At 75.2% G+C, this 5,529-nt stretch carries 5 protein-coding genes; all 5 read left to right on the forward strand.

Annotation, left to right across the window (positions count from 1 at the left end):
- Nucleotides 1-1,805: HD domain-containing protein (locus tag ACFUVW_RS19095; RefSeq protein ID WP_430572882.1), on the forward strand; the 1,805-nt coding region annotated here is incomplete at its 5' end.
- A gap of 45 nt (nt 1,806-1,850) precedes the next feature.
- On the forward strand, nt 1,851-3,467 hold the full coding sequence (ffh, locus tag ACFUVW_RS19100; RefSeq protein ID WP_430572883.1) for a signal recognition particle protein: 1,617 nt from the start codon (nt 1,851-1,853) through the stop codon (nt 3,465-3,467).
- A gap of 55 nt (nt 3,468-3,522) precedes the next feature.
- Complete coding sequence (locus ACFUVW_RS19105) at nt 3,523-4,626, forward strand: amidohydrolase family protein (RefSeq protein ID WP_430572884.1); 1,104 nt, start codon at nt 3,523-3,525, stop codon at nt 4,624-4,626.
- Between the two features lie 196 nt (nt 4,627-4,822).
- Nucleotides 4,823-5,242, forward strand: a complete 420-nt coding sequence (rpsP, locus tag ACFUVW_RS19110; RefSeq protein ID WP_430572885.1) for a 30S ribosomal protein S16 — start codon at nt 4,823-4,825, stop codon at nt 5,240-5,242.
- Nucleotides 5,242-5,481: an RNA-binding protein gene (locus ACFUVW_RS19115; protein ID WP_429728397.1), complete on the forward strand. Its 240-nt coding sequence runs from the start codon at nt 5,242-5,244 to the stop codon at nt 5,479-5,481. Before rpsP ends, ACFUVW_RS19115 begins: the two co-directional genes overlap by 1 nt.
- Nucleotides 5,482-5,529: the final 48 nt, after the last annotated feature.

The following is a 5,529-nucleotide window of genomic DNA, read 5'->3' on the forward strand; positions in this document are numbered from 1 at the left end:
CCCCGGAGGCAGGGGTGCGGGGCTCGCGCGTCGACGACGGCGGCACCGCGACCGCCACGGTGGGCCCGCTGCGCGCGGACCTGCTCGCCGCCGCCGACGGCCTGACCGGCCCCGGCCGGTCGGGGGTGGCGCGCCGCACGGCCCTGCAGCAGCTCGTCACCGACCGGCTCACCCCCCTGTTCGAGGCCGCCACGGCCGACGTCGACCCGACGGGTCTCGCGCTCGCCGCCGTCGGCAGCCTGGGCCGCGGCGAGCTCGGGCCCCTGTCCGACCTCGACCTCGTGCTCGTGCACGACGGCCGCACCCACAAGCCCGACGAGCTCGCCCGCGTCGCCGACGCGCTGTGGTACCCGCTGTGGGACTCCGGCGTCGACGTCGACCATGCGGTGCGCTCGCTGAGCCAGACCCGGCGCCTCGCCTCCACCGACCTGCCCGCCGCCGTCGGCTGGCTGGACGTGCGGCCCGTGGCGGGGGACGCCGTCGTCGTGCACCGCGCGGCGTCCGCGATCCTCACCGACTGGCGGTCGGCGTCGCGGCGCCGCTTGCCCGAGCTGCTGCACAGCGCCCGCGACCGCGCCGAGCGCGCGGGGGAGCTGGCGTACCTCATCGAGCCCGACCTCAAGGAGTCGCGCGGCGGCATCCGCGACGCCGTCCTGCTGTCGGCGCTCGCGGCCACGTGGCTCACCGACCGCCCGCACGGCCGGGTGGACCGGGCGTACGCGCACCTGCTGGACGTGCGGGACGCGGTGCACGTCGTCACGCGCCGCCGGTCCACGAGGCTGCTGCTGGCCGACCTGGAGGAGGTGGCCGCCCGCTGCGGTCACGACGACCCCGACGAGCTGCTGGCCAGCCTCGCCGAGGCCGGGCGCGAGATCTCCTACGCGCTGGACTCCACGGTGCGCCGCGCCCGGCAGGCGCTGCAGCGGCCCGCGGTCCGCCGTCCCGTCATGGTCCGGGGGCGCCGGTCGGCGCCGCGGCTGCGGTCGGTGGGCGACGGCCTGGTGGAGCACGACGGCGAGCTGGTGCTGGCCGTCGGGGCGCAGCCGGCCGAGGACCCGATCCTGCCCCTGCGGGCGGCCGCCACCGCCGCGCGCACCGGCCTCGTGCTGTCGCCCGTGACCGTGCAGTCCCTCGCGGAGTCCCCGCCGCCGCCCGTGCCGTGGCCGCCCGCCGCGCGGGCCGCGCTGCTCACCCTGCTCGGCGCGGGCCCGGCGCAGGTGCCGGTCTGGGAGGCGCTCGACCTGGCGGGCGTCGTCACGACGTGGATCCCCGAGTGGGCCGCCGTGCGCAACCGGCCCCAGCGGGCCGCGGTCCACCGGCACACGGTGGACCGGCACCTGGTGGAGACGGCGGCGCGCGCCGCCCGGGTGCGCCGCCGGGTCGCCGCCGACGCCGGTGTCGCGCCGGCGCCGACCGAGCCCCTCCTGCTCGGCGCCCTGCTGCACGACATCGGCAAGCGGCGCGGCGCCGTCGACCCCGACCACTCCGTCGAGGGCGCCCGCATCGCCCCCGACGTCGTGCGCCGGACGGGGTTCGACGACGCCGTGGCGCGCGACGTCGGGATCGTCGTGCGCCACCACCTCACCCTGGCGCGCCTCGCCACGACGGCCGACCTCGAGGACCCGGCCACGGTGGCCGAGCTCCTCGACGCCCTCGAGCACCGCGCCGACCTGCTCGAGACCGTGCGGGCGGTGACGGAGGCCGACGCGTCGTCGCTGGGCCCGGCGGGGTGGACGGCCTGGCGCGCGAGCCTCGTGGACGACCTCACCGCACGGGCCCGCCGGGCGCTGGCGGGCGACCGGTAGGGTAGGTGGCTGCACACATCGATACCCCTCGTAAGGACCTGCCTGGTGTTCAACTCCCTGTCGGACCGGCTCACCGCGACGTTCAAGAACCTGCGCGGGCGGGGCCGGCTCTCCGAGGCGGACATCGACGCGACCGTGCGCGAGATCCGTCGGGCGCTCCTCGACGCCGACGTCGCCGTGCCCGTCGTGCGCGAGTTCACCGCCGCGGTGCGCGAGCGCGCCCTGTCGGCCGAGGTGTCGGGCGCGCTCAACCCGGCCCAGCAGGTCGTGAAGATCGTCAACGACGAGCTCGTGGCGATCCTCGGCGGCCAGACCCGGCCGCTGCAGCTCGCCAAGACGCCGCCCACGGTCATCATGCTCGCGGGTCTCCAGGGCGCCGGTAAGACCACCCTCGCCGGCAAGCTCGCGCTGGCGCTCAAGGAGCAGGGCCACACCCCGCTGCTGATCGCCGCCGACCTGCAGCGCCCCAACGCGGTGACCCAGCTCTCCGTCGTCGCCGAGCGGGCCGGCGTGCCGGTCTACGCGCCGCACCCGGGCAACCAGGGCGCCGAGACGGACGTCGTCATCGGGGACCCGGTGGGCGTGGCCCGCGACGGCGTCGCCGAGGCGAAGGTCAAGCAGCACGACGTCGTCATCGTCGACACCGCGGGCCGCCTGGGCGTCGACCAGGTGCTCATGCAGCAGGCCTCGGACATCCGCGACGCCGTGCAGCCCGACGAGGTCCTGTTCGTCATCGACGCGATGATCGGTCAGGACGCCGTCGCCACGGCGAAGGCCTTCGAGGAGGGCGTCGACTTCACCGGCGTCGTCCTGTCCAAGCTCGACGGCGACGCGCGCGGCGGCGCCGCCCTCTCGGTGGCCACGGTGACGGGCCGACCGATCATGTTCGCCTCGACCGGTGAGAAGCTCACCGACTTCGAGGTCTTCCACCCCGACCGCATGGCGTCGCGCATCCTCGACATGGGTGACGTCCTCACCCTCATCGAGCAGGCCGAGAAGGCCTTCGACGCCGAGGAGGCCGCCAAGATGGCGGCCAAGGTCGAGAAGGGCGAGGACTTCACCCTGTCCGACTTCCTGGTGCAGATGCAGCAGATGAAGAAGCTCGGCTCCATGAAGAAGATGCTCGGGATGATGCCGGGCATGGGGCAGATGCGCGAGCAGCTCGAGAACTTCGACGAGCGCGAGGTCGACCGCGTCCAGGCCCTCATCCAGTCGATGACGCCGGCAGAGCGCGACAACCCCAAGATCATCAACGGGTCGCGGCGCGCGCGCATCGCCCGCGGCTCCGGCCAGACGACGACGGCCGTCAACCAGCTGCTCGAGCGGTTCACCCAGGCGCAGAAGATGATGCGCCAGATGAGCAAGGGCGGCGGTATGCCGGGCATGCCGGGCGGCGTCCCCGGGATGCCGGGGATGCCCGGTGGCGGCAAGAAGTCGCGCGGCAAGCAGGCGCCGTCCAAGAAGGTCAAGGGCAAGTCGGGCAACCCCGCGAAGCGGGCGCAGCAGGAGCGCGAGGCCATGCAGCGCGCGCTCGGCGGCCCTGCCGCGAAGCCGTCGGCGCCGGGCTCCGCGTTCGGCGTGGGCGGCGGGGAGCCGTCCGAGCAGGACCTCTCCAAGCTCCAGCTCCCGGACGGCCTGGACAAGCTGCTCGGCGGGCGCTGAGGCGCGTACGGACCGGCGTCCGCGGCCCGGCCCCCCGACTCGGTAACCTTCGACCATGTCTGCCCCGCACGTCCCGCTGCACGTCACCGGCCACGTCCTGCTCGGCCACGATCGCGACGTCGGCGAGATGTGGGTGCGCGACGGTCGCGTGAGCCTGACCCGGCCGTCGCCGCAGGGCAGCGCCACCCGCGAGCTCGAGGGCTGGGTGCTGCCCGGGCTCGTGGACGTGCACTGCCACGTCGGGCTCGGTCCCGACGGCGCGGTCGACCACGAGACGGCGGAGGCCCAGGCGATCGCCGACCGGGACTCCGGCGTCCTGCTCGTGCGCGACGCGGGCTCGCCCGTGGACACGTCGTGGGTGCAGGAGCGCCCCGACCTGCCGCGGCTCGTGCGCGCGGGCCGGCACCTGGCCCGGCCCAAGCGCTACCTGCGGGGTTTCGGGCTCGAGCTCGACGACGTGGGAGCGCTGTCCGACGCGGTGCGCGCCCAGGCGCGCGGCGCGGACGGCTGGGTGAAGCTCGTCGGGGACTGGATCGACCGCGAGGCCGGTGACCTCGGTCCGCTGTGGCCGCGGGACGTGCTCGTCGAGGCGGTCGCCGCCGCGCACGCGGAGGCCGCGCGCGTCACGGTGCACGCCTTCTCCGAGGAGGTCGTGCCCGACCTGCTCGCCGCGGGGGTGGACGGCATCGAGCACGGCACGGGCGTCATGGGGCCGCTGATGGACGAGGTCGCGGCGCGCCGGATCCCGGTGACGCCCACCCTGCTCCAGGTGGCCCGTTTCGAGGAGATCGCCCGGCAGGCGGAGGACAGGTACCCCGTGTACGCGGCGCGGATGCGGCGCATGCACGCCCGCCGGTACGAGCACGTGCGCGCGCTGCACGAGGCGGGCGTCTCGCTGCTCGTCGGGACGGACGCGGGCGGCACCCTCGGGCACGGGCGCGTCGCGGACGAGTGCGCCGAGCTGGTCGCCGCCGGCATCCCCGCCGCGGACGTCGTCGCGATGGCGACCTGGCGGGCGCGCGAGCTGCTGGGCTTCGGCGCGCTCGTCGAGGGGTCCAGCGCGGACCTGGTGGTGTATCCCGCCGACCCGCGCGAGGACGTCGAGGTGCTGCGGCACCCGACGGCCGTCGTCCTGCGCGGGCAGGTCGTGCGGGGCTGACGCGGTCCCGCGCGGCGGGAGAGGTGTGTCACCCGAGGTTGGAGCGGGCGCGTCGGGTCTGGCACAATGTCCGGGTACTCGGCGTGCCCAGGCCCCTCTCTCCTGCGCAGGTCGCGTTCCTGACCTCCGGACACCGCCAGGACCCCACCCGGCGGTGCGCGAGGTCGCCCCACCAGAACCAGGAGACACCACCACAGTGGCCGTCAAGATTCGTCTGAAGCGCCTCGGCAAGATCCGGGCCCCGTACTACCGCGTCGTCGTGGCCGACTCGCGCTCCAAGCGCGACGGGCGCGTCATCGAGGAGATCGGGAAGTACCACCCGACCGAGGAGCCGTCGTTCATCGAGATCAAGTCCGAGCGGGCGCAGTACTGGCTCGGCGTCGGCGCGCAGCCGACCGAGCAGGTCGCCGCGCTGCTCAAGATCACCGGTGACTGGCAGAAGTTCAAGGGTCTTCCGGGCGCCGAGGGCACCCTCAAGGCCAAGACCGTGAAGGCCGACAGCGCCGCCGCGGTCGAGGCCGTCGCCGCCGAGGCCGAGAAGGCCAAGGCGAAGGCCGCCGAGAAGAAGGCCGAGGAGCCGGCGGCCGAGGCCGCCGAGGCTGAGGCCGAGGCCTGATGCTCGCCGAGGCCCTCGAGCACCTGGTGCGCGGCATCGTGGACAACCCGGACGACGTCCGGGTGGCCTCGCGGACGCAGCGCCGGGGCGACCTGCTCGAGGTGCGGGTGCACCCCGACGACCTCGGCCGCGTGATCGGCCGGGGCGGACGGACGGCGAAGGCGCTGCGCACGGTGGTCGGCGCGCTCGCGACGGACGGCCCCGTGCGGGTCGACGTCGTGGACGTCGACCGGCGCTGACGCGTGCCGCACCCGCTGCCACAGCTCTGACGAGGCCCGGTCCCACAC

The organism is Isoptericola sp. NPDC057391, from assembly GCF_042668085.1.
Classification (GTDB): Bacteria; Actinomycetota; Actinomycetes; order Actinomycetales; family Cellulomonadaceae; genus Isoptericola.

What these genes read in the sequence shown, in the direction of transcription:
- ACFUVW_RS19105 (WP_430572884.1), top strand. Translation starts at nt 3,523, where the DNA reads ATGTCTGCCCCGCACGTCCCGCTGCACGTCACCGGCCACGTCCTGCTC.
- ACFUVW_RS19115 (WP_429728397.1), top strand. Translation starts at nt 5,242, where the DNA reads ATGCTCGCCGAGGCCCTCGAGCACCTGGTGCGCGGCATCGTGGACAAC.